Origin of the sequence: Neochlamydia sp. EPS4, from assembly GCF_000813665.1 — a bacterium.
In the GTDB taxonomy this organism is placed as follows: Bacteria; Chlamydiota; Chlamydiia; order Chlamydiales; family Parachlamydiaceae; genus Neochlamydia.
This window is the reverse complement of sequence record NZ_JSDQ01000001.1, coordinates 1-15287: the sequence shown is the minus strand read 5'-3', so window position 1 is coordinate 15287 and position 15287 is coordinate 1. Positions and strand designations below refer to the sequence as shown.

Here is a 15287-nt window from a genome sequence, read left to right as displayed (position 1 = left end):
AACTCATAATTTAACGCGAGTTATCGGATAGGAAATCACTCTAAGGCTGCTTCAATTATACCTAAGCTGTAAGCCAACTCACCGCTCTGCCTACAGAAATCGGGCAGCTGCCTAAGCTAAAATTCCTTTACTTAAATGAAAACCAGCTCACCGCTCTGCCTGCAGAAACCGGGCAACTGTCTAAGCTGCGAGTGCTTTACTTAAATCAAAACCAGCTCATCAGTCTGCCTGCAGAAATCGGCCAGCTGTCTCAACTACGAGTGCTTTATTTAAATCAAAACCAGCTCACCAGCCTGCCTGTAGAAATAGGTCAATTGCCTCAGCTGCATGTGCTTCACTTAAATCAAAACCAGCTCACTGGCCTGCCTGTAGAAATAAGTCAATTGTCTCAGCTGCAAGTGCTTCACTTAAATCAAAACCAGCTCACCAGCCTGCCTGTAGAAATAGGTCAATTGTCTCAGTTGCAAGTGCTTCACTTAAATCAAAACCAGCTCACCGCTCTACCTACAGAAATAGGTCAATTCTCTCAGCTGCAATGGCTTAACTTAAGCCAAAACCAGCTCACTGCTCTGCCTGCAGAAATCGGGCAGCTGTCTCTGCTGCAAACGCTTGACTTAAATAAAAACCAGCTCACCAGCCTTTCTGTAGAAATAGGGCGGCTATCTCAGCTGCAAACGCTTGACTTAAGAGAAAACCAGTTCACCAGCCTTCCTGCAAAAATCGGGCAGCTGCCTCAGCTGCAAGAGCTTTACTTACATCAAAACCAGCTCACCGCTCTGCCTACAGAAATCGGGCAACTGTCTCAGCTACAATTCCTTTACTTAAATAAAAACCAGCTCACCGCTCTGCCTGCAGAAATAGGGCAACTGTCTCAGCTGCAAGGGCTTGAATTAAATCAAAACCAACTCACCATCCTGCCTGTAGAAATCGGGCAGCTGTCTAAGCTGCAATGGCTTAACTTAAGCCAAAACCGGCTCACCGCTCTACCTACAGAAATCGAGCAACTGTCTCAGCTACAATTCCTTTACTTAAATAAAAACCAGCTCACCGCTCTGCCTGCAGAAATAGGGCAACTGTCTCAGCTGCAAGGGCTTGAATTAAATCAAAACCAACTCACCGCTCTACCTACAGAAATTGTGCAGCTGTCTAAGCTGCAAAGGCTTGAATTAAATCAAAACCAACTCACCAGCCTGCCTGTAGAAATCGGGCAGCTGTCTCAACTACGAGTGCTTTACTTACATCAAAACCAGCTCACTGCTCTACCTACAGAAATCGGGCAGCTGTCTAAGCTGCAAACCCTTGAATTAGCAGAAAATCCTTTGAAGGATATCGCCGAAAATATAAGGCAACGTTTTCAATTGTAGAATGGCTGTAAGTACTTTTTAAATTGGTGTGGGCTAAAATGAATAACAAACTTTTAGCCATCTTATCTTTAAAGAAGTAATCCGCTTTCCTTCCGGCAGCTAAGCAAGCTTAAACTAACCTACACATTCATAACGACAAGAAGTTTTTCTTTTTTTGCAGAGTGTTATGGCTGGGAGAACAACTTTTCTTGACAGGAAGAAGCTAGGCGTATTGTATTCCATCAGGCGGTAGAAGAATTGAAACAAAGCACCAAAAAGAGCCGTTTTCCTCAAATAAAGCAAAGAATCAATCTCATTCTTTTAGCCAAACAAAAATTGCCGCGTCACTTAATCCCCAAAACCTGTGGTTGCTCCTGAATGCTTAGAAGGTCTCCGCTCTTTCCGTGAATCTATCTGAAAAAAAAGCGATGTAGATCATTTGTGAGTTGCTTTTCATTGATAAGAACAGGAATTCGTTTGACTTGCCTTTTTAATTTTTTTATATTGCCTTTAAAAATAAAAATGATAAAAGGCCATTACTACCCAAGGAAATAAAATGCATCCTATCTCTTCGGCCTCTATTGAAAGCTTGCCCAATGAATTGCTACTCCCTATCTTAGAGGCCTGCGCAGTTCCTCCCTTATTTAGCGTCTGTAAAAGATGGCATCATCTGCTGGCTACTGAAGTCATGCCTTCTCTTTATAAACAAATAGGTAAAGTGCATGTTCCTCAAGGAAATGTTAAGGAGCAGGCTCTTATTGTAGATAGGATTTATAAGCTAGAAGAAAAGCTTACTGAAGCAGCAAAGGTAAATGCAATCTTTAAGCAAATCTTTACTTTAGCCAAGTCTCTTTCAACTTTGGAATCTAAAGAGAAAACAGAAGAAAAAAGAGGCTTAAGGCTGGCTAATTACGCTTCTTATCTCTTAAATATTAATCGTTTTTTGCTTCGGAAAAAGCTTCCTGGTAGGGAAAAATACTTAAGCCGAGAAGAAATTAAGCACTTGCCTCTAGTAGAATTGAAAGAGAAAACAGAAGAAAAAAGAGGCTTAAGGCTGGCTAATTACGCTTCTTATCTTTTAAATATTAATCGCCTTTTAGCTTGGAAAAAACTTCCTGGTGGGAAAGAATACTTGAGCCGAGAAGAAATTAAGCACTTGCCTCTAGAGAAAAAAGGAGAGCTTCTTAGAGATTGGATTGAAGAAAATTGTAAAAACTTAACTTCGCTAAATTTATCTAATGAAGGCTTGACTTACTTACCCCCAGAAATAGGCCAATTGTCTCAGTTGCAAACGCTTGACTTAAGAGGAAACCAGCTCACCGCTCTGCCTACAGAAATCGGGCAGCTGTCTCAGCTGCAAAGGCTTGATTTAAGCCAAAACCAGCTCACCAGTCTGCCTGCAGAAATCGGGCAGCTGTCTCAGCTTCGAGCGCTTCACTTAAATCAAAACAAGCTCACCGCTCTGCCTGCAGAAATCTGGCAGCTGCCTGAGCTGCAAACGCTTTACTTACATCAAAACCAGCTTACCGCTCTGCCTGCAGAAATCGGGCAGCTGTCTCAGCTGCAAGGGCTTTACTTAACTCAAAACCAGCTCACCAGCCTGCCTGCAGAAATCGGGCAGCTGTCTCAGCTGTTATGGCTTTTCTTAAATCAGAACCAGCTCACCAGCCTGCCTGCAGAAATCGGGCAGCTGTTTCAGCTGAAAAGGCTTATCTTAAATCAAAACCAGCTCACCAGTCTGCCTGGAGAAATCGGGCAGCTGTCTCAGCTGCGAGCGCTTTACTTAAACCAAAACCAGCTCACCAGTCTTCCTGTAGAAATAGGACAACTGTTTCAGCTTACCATGCTCAGATTAGCCGAAAATCCTTTGAAAGATATCTCCGAAAAAAATAAGGCAGCGTTTCCAATTGTAGAGTGGCCATAAGTACTTTTTAAATTGGGGTGAGCTAAAATGAAATAAAAAACTTTTAGCCATCTTATCTTTAAACAAGTAATCCGCTTTCCTTCCCGCAACTAAGTAACTTAAGCTAGCCTACCCATTTATAATGACAGGAAGTTTCTCTTTTTTTCTGCAGATTGCTAGGCTGGGAGAACAACCTTTCTTGACAGGAAGAAGCTAGGCGTATTGTATTCCATCATACGGTAAAAGAATTAAAGAATTGCACCAAAAAGAGCCGTTTTTCTCAAATAAGGCAAAGAATCAATCTCATTCTTTTAGCCAGACTAAAATTGCCGTGTCACTTAATCGCAAAAACCTGTGACTGCTCCTGAATGCTTGGAAGGCCTCCCCTTTTCTTAAATCTATCTGAAATAAAAGCGTGGTGGATTATTTACGAGTTGTTTTTCCTTAATAAGAATACAAATTCGTTTGGCTTGCTTTTTTAATTTTTATATTGTCTTTAAAAAATAAAAATGCTGAAAAGTCATCACTACCAAAGGAGATAAAATGCATTTTATCTCTTCGGCCTCTATTGAAAGCTTGCCCAATGAATTGCTACTCCCTATCTTAGAGGCCTGCGCAGTTCCTCCCTTATTTAGCGTCTGTAAAAGATGGCATCATTTTCTTGCTTCTGAAGTGATGCCTTCTCTCTCTAAGCTTGATTCAGAAGCCCATACATCAACTTGTTTTTGCGTGTAGTATTTAATATTGATGCGATGAATCGTATAAAAATAGATAGTTGCAAGAGCTTGCGTCTATTCAGTACGGTAATTCCTTATAAGTATTTCAGTGGTCATAATGCCCTATCCTTTAACGTAATTAAACTCTTTTTCAAACGTGTCGATCGTTTTTAAAATTAATTCCCACTCTGGGATTTCTCTGAAAAACATGGACTTCATCAGGACATAGTCTTTCTCAAGTTCTTTTAGAATTCGCGGAGGAGGAAAGAGCTTCAAAGTTTCCTTTCGAGCTGTTCCGTAGTTTGCCCAACTTGATGCAAAGTAAATGCTTTTGTGGATGGCAACTCTTTCAAGTAGAGCTATCTCGATAAGAGCCTTCTCCTTGATCTCCGAATTGAGCAAACGGAAAAAGTCATAATAATGCCTTGAAATTCGTGGCGGAAGCTTTTTATCTTCGGGCAAATGTGCATATTGATGAAGGATAGTCGCTTTCTCCCAGAAAGTACGCTCAGCATTCAGTACTCGAACCCATATTTCAGATTCATGGATTTTTTCTTTTAGTGCTTCTTTAGTGTAGCTCTTTATTCTATGTTCGCTGACAGGCCAGTGTTCTGATCTTGCACCAATTTCGATTTTTACAAGCGGACGAATGTACCCAGCTTTTGAGGTTTCGCTTGGATATTCAAATAATAATGTTTGTGCATCGGGGTCTTCTTGGTCAGGGAAGACTTGCCACCCATCAATTGTTCCGAGTTTTGCAGCAAAAGCATCTTTAAGTTCAGCTAGCATCTGAGTTTGAACATAATTGGAGCAAGCTTTTGAAAGATTATCGATGATTGCATTTTGCTTTTTCTTGGATGGTGCATTTTCAGGGTCATGGGGTGCACCAAAACCAAAGAATTCTCTTTCAATTGAAAGATCAATATCTTCTGAAAAACGATCAATCAATCCATATACTTTTGAAAGGGACGTACCTCCTTTAAAGGTGAGATGCGGCTTCATCTTCTCTAGCGAGAATAGTCTTTCCAAAACCCATACGACCCAATAATCTTTCTCAATAATTTCAAAGGGCATGTTCTTGATATCACTGGCAGCTCTAAAGAAAAGTTCCCGTTCATCTTTAGACAAAAGATGGATTTCATTCATGGCTTGAGCCCCATAATTTCAAAAAAAAGAGATCGTATCCATGCAGGTGCAAATTTCATGTTCTGTCTAATTTCATTTTCTTTTGAATCTTTAAGAAATTTTGATACCTGCGCACGTGCTACCTGGTCAATGTGATCTTTTCCTAAATTTTTCAAAGCTTGAATCAGAAGACCTTCTCTAGTTCCCGCAGAAGACATAATTTTTTTCGTGGTCTTTTTAAAAATAATTTCTTGATTACCAATTTTGACTTTTCTGGAGGGGCCTTCGGTTAAAAACATGACACGACCAGGAACTTGTAAAGAAAGGCCCACTAAATTGGCAGCATGAGCTCCGGCAGGTTGAATTTGAACCCCATTTTTTTCCGCAATAGCCTTAGCAACTTCATTCAAATCTGGAGGGATTGTGCCCAGTAGATCATGTATTTTGGGGTAATCATAAACGCCTTGAGCGAGCCGACGGATGATGTTTTGTTTTTGAAGCTGTGAAAGAGCTTTTCGAATAGAGGTATCACTACCCAGATCCGAAAAGTGCATGGGCGTAAAACACCAACCGCGGCCCTGCTCAATAATCCTATTTTTTACTGCGATTTCAATACTTTGGCGCATTTCGAGTCTCTCTTTTTCACAAAAATAGCATCTTTTTGTGAAAACTAGCAATAAAATTTGCCTTGAATTTCACAAAAAGATGCTATTTTTGTGAAATTACTAGGATCGTTTATGAAAACGGTTAGAGTGTTTCTTTTAAACCCTGGGAAAGTGTGTTAGTATCTTGAGCCATATAAAGGGAATAAAATCGCTACAGTTAAAGCAACAATTTTCTTTAAAAAGCGGTTCTGGGTAGGAACTTTTGAGCGGACCGATAAAGAAGGGTATGCAATTGCAAGGCTTATCTTGGGTTGTGAACCGTCTGATCCTGAGATTCATGAGTTTGTTCTTAATCATTATCATAAACTAAAATTTGGAGAAGCTAAGGAAATCAACATTCAAATCCAGCGCATGAATCCAAAGAGAGTACAAAGAGAAGTCCACCGTGAAATGGCAAGAATGAAGGAAACGGCACAGCCTTCAACGTTAGCACAAGATTACATGCGAGAAGGGCTTGAGAAGAAAAGAAAGAAAAAAAAAGCATCGAGGGCATTACTAAAACGTTATCATCGCTAAGGAATAACTCAAATTATATGAATTAGCTTTCCTGTTTTTTGAAGAGCCTTTCTCTGGGCTGTCCATGCCCACCATGAAGTAGGTTCTCCCGTCTTAGCTTCATGTATAATGGCGGCAAATACGTCCCACATACAAGGATCATGACGTTTTCCTGTTAACCTTTCTAATTGTTCAAACAATTGAGTAGCATCATGATGGATTAAGTCCTCAACTGAATGAATATCGAGAATATTTAAATCCCGTAAAGTTGCTTTTCCAACATTTTTCAAGTCTTTAAGGTTCTTTTTTTTGATAGACATTTTCTACCTGTTTATTCATTGCAAATTTCGACAATAAAATCCTTGTTACCACGGACATATTTACTCTCTACTGTGACAATATCATGGGAATTTGATGTGCTTTCACTATGAGTCACAGCAGCCATAAGTGTCACAAAAATATAGCAGGAGATGTGGAAGAACGAAATAGTTTTATACTGTTTTCATCCAGTCTAAGGCGTAAATAGTGCGTAATTGGGCTTCATGTGCTTGAACTTTTCGGTTGAATTTTTGATTCACAAGCTTCTAAAAATAAAAAGCTTCACTCCTAAAAGTGAAGCTTAATAATAGGTTGGAGGTGGAGAGAATTGAACTCTCGTCCTGAGCAAACTACATAGTGACCACTACATGCTTAGTGTTCTGAAAATAAGTAGATTCCGCTGCAGAACACACCACTGGAAACTACTCGCCTCAATTGATCTTGAGTTTAAGTTTCTCTAAGGCTGGAGAAACTTAGCTCATACCAAGAAAATAACAGTAGACTCTAAAATCCTTGGTCCAATTTCAGACTACTGCGCAAGCACTGCAATTAAGCAGCGCGTGCTACGATTTCAAAGTTAGCTTCAACCACAGGGCTAAAGTCAACAGCGATTACGTTTGTGCTTGTTTTGGCACTTAATTGTTCACCGGCTTTTTTAGGAGGCCAACCGATACCCTCCGCATGCAATCAATACCTCGCTTCCCAGTCGAAACCGTGACACCCCCGAAAGATGGATGCTGGATAAAAACTGTAAGGGCAGTATTGCCTTTTCTTAATCAAAGAATAACCTAAAAAATAATAAAATAGAAGCAATTTTTTTACGTGAAGGAGAAGAAACAAGATGCTTGCTAGACATTTTCGAGTGAAAATACTATTATTTTTGCCTATGGCTTCGAAAACAATTTTATATTACTTAGTAGGTTAGCGAATGTTTGCAGAAATTCTTTCAGAAAGTTTTGATGAGCGTGAAAAAAGAATTCTTGAATTTTGGAGTGTAAATAAAATTTTCACACAATCAGTAGAAGAAAATCGAGATAAACCTCTTTTTGCTTTTTATGATGGTCCTCCTTTTGCTACGGGTCTTCCTCATTATGGTCATTTACTAGCAGGCACCATTAAAGATGTCGTTTTGCGTTATAAAACAATGAAAGGATTTTGCGTGCCTCGACGTTTTGGCTGGGATTGCCACGGTCTTCCTGTAGAGAATGAGATTGAAAAAATGCATAACCTCTCGGGTGGAGAAGCTATCCAAACTTTTGGGATAGCCAATTTCAACGAGGAATGTAGAAAAATTGTTTTACGTTATACGGAAGAGTGGAAAACGATTGTCCAGCGCATGGGGAGATGGGTAGACTTTGATCAAACTTATCGAACGATGGATGTGAATTTTATGGAATCGGTATGGTGGGTTTTTCAGCAGCTTTATAATAAAGGGCTGGTTTATGAAGGTTATAAAGTCATGCCTTATTCTGCCAAGCTAGGAACACCGCTTTCTAATTTTGAAGCAGGCGAAAATTATAAAGAGGTGGATGATCCTGCGTTAACGATAGCTTTTCCTTTGCTAGATGAACCTCATATAGCTATTTTAGCGTGGACCACTACTCCCTGGACACTTGTTTCTAATTTAGCTCTCATGGTAGGGCCTGAGATAGATTATGTGAAAATCCTACACATTACCTCTGGCCAACACTACATTTTAGCAAAGTCTAGGCTCTCGGCCACTTTTAAAAGTGAAAGCGAGTATCAAATATTAGAGGAGATGAAGGGTAGGAACTTAGCAGGTAAAAGTTATAAGCCGCCTTTTAAGTATTTTGCTGATAGAGCGAGCAAAGGAGCTTTTCGTATAATTCTTGAGGATAGCGTATCGGTAGAGGAGGGCACGGGAATCGTTCATGCAGCTCCTGCTTTTGGAGAAGTAGATTTTTATGCGTGCCAAAGAGAAGGCATAGAGATTGTATGCCCAGTCGATAGTAATGGACTTTTCACAAGTGAAATTCCTGAATATCAAGGGTTGTTTGTTAAAGAGGCGGATAAAGAGATCATTAAGCATTTAAAGAAAGAGGGTATAGTCTTTTCTCATGGTGTCTGCCGTCACCGCTACCCTTTCTGCTGGCGATCCGACACTCCTCTTATTTATAAAGCTGTAACTACCTGGTTCGTAGCTGTAGAAAAGATAAAAGATTCGCTTGTGAAAGCTAATGAACAGATTCATTGGACTCCTTCTTATGTCAAACATGGACGTTTTGGTAAATGGTTAGAAGGTGCTAGAGATTGGGCTATCAGCCGAAATCGCTACTGGGGGACGCCTATTCCTATCTGGCGTGCAGAAGATGGAGAAATACTTGTTTTAGGAAGTATTCAAGAGTTAGAGAGTAAAAGTGGCGCTAAAATTAAAGACTTACATCGACATTTTATTGATCAGCTAACCTTTACTCATAATGGAAAAGTTTTTAGACGTATTCCCGAAGTCTTCGATTGTTGGTTTGAGTCGGGCTCTATGCCTTATGCACAAAATCATTATCCCTTTGAAAACCAAGCGCTCTTTAAAGAAATATTTCCTGCAGATTTCATTGCAGAAGGTTTAGATCAAACACGCGGATGGTTTTATACGCTAACTATTCTGTCTACCGCCCTTTTTGATCAGCCAGCATTTAAAAACGTTATTGTGAATGGGATTGTTTTGGCAGAAGATGGGGCAAAAATGTCCAAGCGTTTGCGCAATTATCCCGATCCTAGCCTTGTCATTGAGCGTTTTGGCGCCGATGCCATTCGTGTCTATATGATGCATAGTCCGGCAGTACGTGCCGAGGACCTTTGCTTTGTGGAAGCGGGAGTAGAGCTTATCCTACGTCAAGTAATGCTGCCTCTATGGAATGCTTATAGCTTCTTTATCACCTATGCGCGTATCTATGGCTGGCGCCCTTGTGACCAGCCGAAAAAGCCTGTGGCTATTATCGATCGATGGGTAATCTCGCTTTTAAATAAGCTTATCAAACAAGTAGAAGTAGGAATGGATGATTATAACCTTAGCCATGGTATTGAGCCTACAATTTATTTCATTGAGCAGTTAACTAACTGGTATATTAGACGTTCGCGCCGTCGCTTTTGGGAAGAAAAAGCGTCTATTGATCGTAACGAAGCTTTTGCTACTCTTTATCATGTTCTATTGACTTTTACGAAGGTGGCAGCACCTTATATTCCTTTTATGAGTGAAGCTATTTATCAGAACCTGAAAAGTAAAGAGATGCCTCAATCCGTTCACCTTTGTGCTTATCCAGAATATAATGAGCAAATGCGTGATGAGCAACTGGAAGCCGCTATGGCCGCGGTGCAAAGCACGGTAAGTTTGGGTCATGCTTTAAGAAAAGAGCATAAGCTTAAAGTTCGACAACCCTTGGCGAAGGCCCATATTATTTCTGCAGATACCGTTACTCTTCAATTTTTAAAAGAGCAGCAGCACTTGATTGCCGATGAACTGAATGTGAAAATAATCGAATTTGCCGAGAAAGAGTCTTTATTTGTTAGTCTTAAAGCTAAGCCTAATTTTCGTGTCTTAGGCAAAAAAGTGGGTAAATTAATGAAAGCTACTCAGCAAGCAATTGATGCTTTTAATCAAGAACAATTATCTATCTTGTTGAAAGGTCATTCGCTTCCTTTATTCATAGAAGATACCGAAGTCGTGCTGACTTCGGAAGATGTCCAGGTTGAACGCCAGGTTTTTGAGGGCTTAGCTGGAGCTAATGAAGGATCAATTACTATCGTTTTAGAGACAGTTTTAAATGAAGATCTTTTAATGGAAGGGATTGCCAGGGAGCTCGTTAATAAGATTAATACAATGCGTCGAGAAGCTAATTTAGAAGTGACTGATCGCATTCACGTAAATATAGAAACAACCGAACGGGTAAAGCTAGCTTTTGAGCATTATAAAGAATATGTGCAACAAGAAGTATTGGCGGTTACGGTAGAGTTTAACAAATCTGCTGAAGGAGATGAGTGGGATATTAACAATGAGCCGGCTAGAATCTATTTAAACAAGGCCAATGCTGCTTAAAAACCCTCTTTGCTGTACTTTATACCCTTACTCCCTTCCTCTTAAGGTAAAGGAGTAAGGGGCAGTACCTATTCACTCGTTATAGGTGAAAGAGAGGGGATTGAGCTACTTTTCTTATGAAATGATCGTTAATGATTTATAGTTTAATTAGAATAAATGTTTGTCTATAAAAGATCATAAGCTGGCAACTTAGCGATAAGGTAATATGTTAAAAAAACTTATCTCTTATTTTGAAAAGGAGTGACTTCTTACCAGCTCCTTCTCTACTTAGTAATATAGCTTACGTACAGATAGGTTGAAAAATTATTCCACAGTTATAGCTTTGTTCTTTGAAAAGCCTTACGAGCTATCTAATGGTAGTTTGTTTCAATCAGAAGTTTATCATTGAGTTTCACTTCAAGGCAGGTTGTGGACCTTCTTAGGTAGCAGGGAAGAGATAGCAAATAATGGCTATAAAAGCTAAAGCAGGCCTGCTTTTTTAACAAGGATAAACGTTCCTAGAAAATATTCTAGAAATTTGATTTTTTAATTCTAGGGCTTAAGATTTTTATAGCTTGAGAGTAATATTTTTATTCCTTAAAATGCATTCTTCAACACACGGATCGTTTAGCTTAAAAAGGAATCATCATTTGTTAGAAGAGCTTCTCCAAAAAGAAAATAGTTATCTAAATTATTTTTTTGAAAAAATTGATTTATCTGCTGCTGATATTATTGTACAGGCTTTAAAAGACTGCGAGGGAGTCGTAGTTTTTTCAGGGGTAGGAAAAAGTGGCTTAGTAGCAGAAAAAATTGCTATGACCATGACTTCTACTGGCTCCCGAGCTTTATTTATTTCCCCCACGAACGCTTTACATGGCGATATAGGCATAGTTTCTGAAAAAGATGTATTTGTTTTTCTTAGTAAAAGTGGAGAAAGTGAAGAGCTTTTATCTCTTATTCCTACTCTACGTAATCGGCGAGTAAAAATTATAGGAATTGTCTCCAATGCAAAAAGCCGTTTAGCTAAAGCTAGTGATGTATATATTGATCTTCCTTTGCAACAAGAGCTTTGCCCGTTTGATATAGTGCCGACAACGTCTGCTGTTATACAGCTTATATTTGGAGACATTCTTGCTGTTGCCCTCATGCGTATGAAAAATTTTAGCTTAGAAGAATATGTAAAAAATCATCCTGCAGGTAGGATTGGTAAACGCATCTCGCTTAAAGTGTCTGATTTAATGATCACTGGCTCTAGCCTTCCTATATGCAAGCCTCACGATAAATTGGTCAATACTCTTGTAGAATTATCTAATAAACGTTGCGGCTGTGTATTAGTGACTGATGAAACTGAAATTTTACAAGGAATATTTACCGATGGTGATCTCCGGCGGGCTTTACAATCCCATGGAGCTGCTTCCCTGCAATTGCCCATGAAAGATCTAATGATCCAAACAGCTCGGTGGGTTACTCCTCATAATTTGGCATGGGATGCCATGCGTAAGATGGAAGGAGACCAAAAAAATGCTATTACGGTGCTACCCGTCCTTACCGAGCATAAAAAGCTGCTAGGCCTTATCAAATTACATGATATTGTCCAATCTGGAATATGAACGTTCCTACGCTTAAGCCTTTATCATTTAGCTACTAATTTTTCTTTAAATATGCTTGGGTAGAAAGGTAATCGCTCTTATTTTCTATAAATAAGCTAGGCATATAGAAGTCATAAAGTATTTAATATTTCTGCCTCGACCTTAGGAAAATGCAATTTCCTATTTTTTAGGGGGAGCGGCTTATTTTTATGTCGCCCTTTTTAAAGTGTAATTGAATGTTTTATTCATTGATTTTTGTACCCCCTTTTTTCAAGCTTTTGTGTATCTCTTCTAGTTCATGATAGGAACGTTTACTAAAATAGGGTAAAAATAGGTCGCAAAAATATTTTTTTTGATTTTCTTCTAAATACAGAGGAAGATCCAAAGAATAATGCAATGCAGTGATGTCTTTTGAGGTAAGAGCAATCCACAAGCCAATTCCGTAATGTTTATCATCGTCTAGATAAGCCATTTCATCCACTCTTTCCAGGGATACCTTAAAAAGAATCCTGCCATGCAAGGCAAAATAAAGTTCATTTAGTGAGTCCACCTTGACTTGGTGGGGGGTGTTTTCTAAATACGACAACTGACGGTAGGGCAAAAGTCCTAAAGTGATAAATATCCCTCCTAAAAGCAGAAGAACCCAACCCCAAGTAGCTAATACAGAAGGGGAAAGGAAAATTCCTCCATAGAGCCATAAACTCATGCCGGCAGCTCCATAAATAGTGCCTTTGATAAGGGTGGCTTTTTTTATAGAAGAATGAATAGTAGAGTTTAAAGATAAAATAGGCTCTTCCATTTTTTTTTACCTAGTTTAGAATGTAAAAATTGCATATTAGAATGTATATTAGCAGAAAAGATTTACAGGAAAACTTATATGGCTATCACTCTAAATATTTATACTATCAGCATGATTATTGTCTTTATCATAGGTTATGGCTTTATTACTATAGAGCATGTGATTAGAATCAACAAAACGACCACAGCTTTGCTGATGGCCATTATTTGTTGGATTTTGCAATTTGCTAATCATCATGATAAATTTTCTCATCAGCAGAATCTAGATTCATTAGCTGCTCATGTGGCTGATATTAGCCAGGTAATATTCTTTCTTATAGGTGCTTTGAGCGTCGTGGAACTTATCAATGCTCATCAAGGATTTACAATCATTTTAGATGTTATTAAAGTTAAATCTAAAGTTAAACTATTGTGGGTATTAGGTTTGATTACTTTCTTTTTATCAGCAGTGCTAGATAACCTAACCACCACGCTTGTAATGCTTTCCATTATGCAAAAGCTATTGACGAACCGAGAAGATCGCTGGTTAATAGGCGGAGGGATAGTAATTGCAGCCAATGCAGGGGGCGCTTGGACACCGATTGGGGATGTCACGACAACTATGCTATGGATAGGGGGGCAAGTGACTTCATGGGCAATCATTAAAAATCTTTTTTTTCCTAGTCTAACATGCTTTATTGGCTCATTTTCCATCATTAGCCGATGCTTAAAAGGCTCACTAATCGATTATAAATTATTAAACGCGCATAAAAAACTAGAACCTATTGGCAAGCTAATTTTTTTAGCAGGTATAGCTGCGCTTACCTTTGTACCTATTTTTAAAACATTGACGGGTTTGCCCCCCTTTATGGGAATATTGTTTGGTTTAGGATTATTATGGCTAATGACGGATATTGCTTATTTTAAAGAGGAAGATCGCGAACATTTACGTGTGCCGCATGTATTAACAAAGATTGATTTATCGGGAGTCCTATTTTTCTTTGGCATTCTTTTATGCATTAATGCTTTAGAGTCGGCAGAGCTACTAAAAATGCTAGCTCAGTGGTTAAATCAGCATGTAGGAAACATAGAGGTGATAGCCACTCTAATCGGTATAGCCTCGGCGGTTGTAGATAATGTTCCATTGGTAGCGGCCAGCATGGGAATGTACAACCTTCAACAATATCCTCAAAATTCTTCCTTTTGGCAATTGGTAGCCTATTGTGCAGGTACTGGAGGCAGCCTGTTGATTATTGGCTCTGCTGCAGGCGTTGTCTTTATGGGGCTTGAGAAAGTAGATTTTTTCTGGTACTTGAAAAAAATATCCTTTCCTGCCTTCATAGGCTACGTGGCGGGCATTGCTGTCTACCACTTACTTAGCATTATCTGATCTTTAGAGGAAGAAGAGAGGAGGATTAGGAAGTTCTCTAATTTTCTTTTTTTGCTCCTTGTTGACTTAAGGAGCATTCGCTTTATGTAAACTCTTCATGGCTAAAAAGATCTTTTAAGATTCCTTTATAAGGATCCTCTATTTAGGTTTTATCAGATAGCCTATGCCTTTTATGGTTTAAAAAACATTCATCATTTGCCCTTACTTAATAAAAAAACGGCAGAATTCCTTATCAGCTGAATGTAAGAGAAAACTTACAATTAACTCTCTTTTCCCGCCTTCGCATTTTTGTTAAAACATACCGCGATAAAGCTTTAAGGATTGAAAGAATTGAAGCAGATGGGGCGAGACACCATTGGCTTTGAATTCTAGAGGCTAGATGATTAGGGGAAAGACGCTTTGAGGACTGGCAAAACATTAAACAGATGAGTTAAGAAGCAAAAAGCTAAAAAATCCACTACAAGCCCAGACTCAACAAATTAAGTGAGCGTAAAAATGTGCTGGCTTAGAGGTAGGAAAAGAAATGTTTCATACAAGCTAGACTATAAATTAGAAGAGGAGCTTATCGCCTCCTTTCAAAATTAAAGGTAGAGGTTAAGCTTTACTATCAAAGCGATCGATCATCGCTTGCGTCTAAATGCCCTGCGTGAGAAATAAGAGGGACAAGAAAGATGAGACAGTTTTTTCCCCATTATATTAAAATAATCCTTGAATAAAATTGCTTTTTTGCTATAATAACATCCAAAGCACGAGCGATTTAGATTCTCCCATACGGCAACCACCTCTCTTAAAATCCCCATGAAATAGCGATTTATATCCTTGTACACCATAGAACAAACATATAGGTGGGAAATTGACAGCTCAAATTTAAAACTCATTCATTCTCTTTAACTTTTAGGAGTTTAGGAAAAAATTAGAGAAAAAGGAAAATAGGGA

At 39.0% G+C, this 15287-nt stretch carries 11 protein-coding genes and 1 other RNA gene; 7 read left to right on the top strand and 5 right to left on the bottom strand.

From position 1 onward, the window contains the following. Positions 1-86 precede the first annotated feature (86 nt). The 3 genes from DB42_RS00055 (at position 87) to DB42_RS00045 (ending at position 3981) form a co-directional block, all read left to right on the top strand. A complete protein-coding gene (locus tag DB42_RS00055) occupies positions 87-1364 on the top strand; it encodes a leucine-rich repeat domain-containing protein (protein WP_052435833.1) in 1278 nt (425 codons plus the stop codon). 535 nt (positions 1365-1899) lie between these two features. Beyond that, a complete protein-coding gene (locus DB42_RS00050) occupies positions 1900-3267 on the top strand; it encodes a leucine-rich repeat domain-containing protein (RefSeq protein WP_080502633.1) in 1368 nt (455 codons plus the stop codon). Between the two features lie 522 nt (positions 3268-3789). Beyond that, complete coding sequence (locus DB42_RS00045; protein WP_044881190.1) at positions 3790-3981, top strand: hypothetical protein; 192 nt, start codon at positions 3790-3792, stop codon at positions 3979-3981. Positions 3982-4085: 104 nt separating this feature from the next. On the opposite strand, the gene DB42_RS00040 is transcribed toward DB42_RS00045, so the two are convergent. Both DB42_RS00040 and DB42_RS00035 read right to left on the bottom strand, forming a co-directional pair. Beyond that, positions 4086-5108, bottom strand: a complete 1023-nt coding sequence (locus DB42_RS00040; protein ID WP_044881189.1) for a nucleotidyl transferase AbiEii/AbiGii toxin family protein — start codon at positions 5106-5108, stop codon at positions 4086-4088. Continuing rightward, a complete protein-coding gene (locus DB42_RS00035; protein ID WP_044881188.1) occupies positions 5105-5713 on the bottom strand; it encodes a DUF6088 family protein in 609 nt (202 codons plus the stop codon). The genes DB42_RS00040 and DB42_RS00035 overlap by 4 nt, the downstream gene beginning before the upstream one ends. A gap of 186 nt (positions 5714-5899) precedes the next feature. On the opposite strand from DB42_RS00035, the gene DB42_RS00030 reads away from it, so the two are divergent. Next, a complete protein-coding gene (locus tag DB42_RS00030) occupies positions 5900-6268 on the top strand; it encodes a YjdF family protein (protein WP_044881187.1) in 369 nt (122 codons plus the stop codon). 8 nt (positions 6269-6276) lie between these two features. On the opposite strand, the gene DB42_RS00025 is transcribed toward DB42_RS00030, so the two are convergent. Both DB42_RS00025 and ssrA read right to left on the bottom strand, forming a co-directional pair. Continuing rightward, positions 6277-6567: a helix-hairpin-helix domain-containing protein gene (locus tag DB42_RS00025; RefSeq protein ID WP_042242056.1), complete on the bottom strand. Its 291-nt coding sequence runs from the start codon at positions 6565-6567 to the stop codon at positions 6277-6279. A 308-nt stretch (positions 6568-6875) separates the two neighbouring features. Then, positions 6876-7290, bottom strand: a transfer-messenger RNA (tmRNA) gene (gene ssrA, locus DB42_RS10710). 203 nt (positions 7291-7493) lie between these two features. Here ssrA and ileS point away from each other — a divergent pair. Both ileS and DB42_RS00015 read left to right on the top strand, forming a co-directional pair. Further along, positions 7494-10616 carry an isoleucine--tRNA ligase gene (gene ileS, locus DB42_RS00020; RefSeq protein ID WP_044881186.1) on the top strand — a complete coding sequence of 1041 codons (3123 nt, stop codon included), beginning with the start codon at positions 7494-7496 and terminating at the stop codon, positions 10614-10616. A 629-nt stretch (positions 10617-11245) separates the two neighbouring features. Continuing rightward, the gene (locus DB42_RS00015; protein WP_044881185.1) at positions 11246-12205 is read left to right on the top strand and encodes an SIS domain-containing protein; all 960 of its coding nucleotides are present in this window, start codon (positions 11246-11248) and stop codon (positions 12203-12205) included. Positions 12206-12425: 220 nt separating this feature from the next. Here DB42_RS00015 and DB42_RS00010 read toward each other — a convergent pair whose 3' ends face one another. After that, positions 12426-12983, bottom strand: coding sequence for a hypothetical protein (locus DB42_RS00010; RefSeq protein ID WP_044881184.1), 558 nt, complete (start codon positions 12981-12983; stop codon positions 12426-12428). 78 nt (positions 12984-13061) lie between these two features. On the opposite strand from DB42_RS00010, the gene nhaD reads away from it, so the two are divergent. After that, positions 13062-14351, top strand: coding sequence for a sodium:proton antiporter NhaD (gene nhaD / locus DB42_RS00005; RefSeq protein ID WP_044881183.1), 1290 nt, complete (start codon positions 13062-13064; stop codon positions 14349-14351). Positions 14352-15287 lie beyond the last annotated feature (936 nt).

What these genes read in the sequence shown, in the direction of transcription:
- DB42_RS00045 (WP_044881190.1), top strand. Translation starts at nt 3,790, where the DNA reads ATGCATTTTATCTCTTCGGCCTCTATTGAAAGCTTGCCCAATGAATTG.
- nhaD (WP_044881183.1), top strand. Translation starts at nt 13,062, where the DNA reads ATGGCTATCACTCTAAATATTTATACTATCAGCATGATTATTGTCTTT.
- DB42_RS00025 (WP_042242056.1), bottom strand. Translation starts at nt 6,567, where the DNA reads ATGTCTATCAAAAAAAAGAACCTTAAAGACTTGAAAAATGTTGGAAAA.
- DB42_RS00050 (WP_080502633.1), top strand. Translation starts at nt 1,900, where the DNA reads ATGCATCCTATCTCTTCGGCCTCTATTGAAAGCTTGCCCAATGAATTG.
- ileS (WP_044881186.1), top strand. Translation starts at nt 7,494, where the DNA reads ATGTTTGCAGAAATTCTTTCAGAAAGTTTTGATGAGCGTGAAAAAAGA.
- DB42_RS00010 (WP_044881184.1), bottom strand. Translation starts at nt 12,983, where the DNA reads ATGGAAGAGCCTATTTTATCTTTAAACTCTACTATTCATTCTTCTATA.
- DB42_RS00035 (WP_044881188.1), bottom strand. Translation starts at nt 5,713, where the DNA reads ATGCGCCAAAGTATTGAAATCGCAGTAAAAAATAGGATTATTGAGCAG.
- DB42_RS00040 (WP_044881189.1), bottom strand. Translation starts at nt 5,108, where the DNA reads ATGAATGAAATCCATCTTTTGTCTAAAGATGAACGGGAACTTTTCTTT.